The organism is Streptomyces sp. BE20 (assembly GCF_036322525.1).
Lineage (GTDB): Bacteria > Actinomycetota > Actinomycetes > Streptomycetales > Streptomycetaceae > Kitasatospora.
Map to the genome: position 1 here is coordinate 1 of NZ_JAQYWW010000659.1, position 254 is coordinate 254.

Below are 254 nucleotides of genomic sequence, written 5' to 3' on the forward strand. Positions count from 1 at the left end.
ACACACCGCCGAGAGACCCTGCCCGACACCTACCGCGCCATCGCCGGCCTCGTCTCCGACCGCACCGCCGGCACGTGAACCACAGACCTCAACCAGCCCCCTGCTGCCCCACCCGCTATCACGCACCAACTCGTTAGAAGTGATCTCATTTGGTGATTCTGCGGTTGCAGATGAGGGTGGCGGCGATGGTGGCGAAGGCCGCGAAGTGGGTGCCCTTGCGTTCGTAGCGGCGGTGGAGTCGGCGGAAGCCGCCG

The 254-nt window shown here is 66.5% G+C and carries 1 pseudogene; it reads right to left on the reverse strand.

Annotation, left to right across the window (positions count from 1 at the left end):
• Positions 1-145 precede the first annotated feature (145 nt).
• Positions 146-254, reverse strand: a pseudogene (locus PUR61_RS45325) (IS5/IS1182 family transposase); the annotation flags it as partial.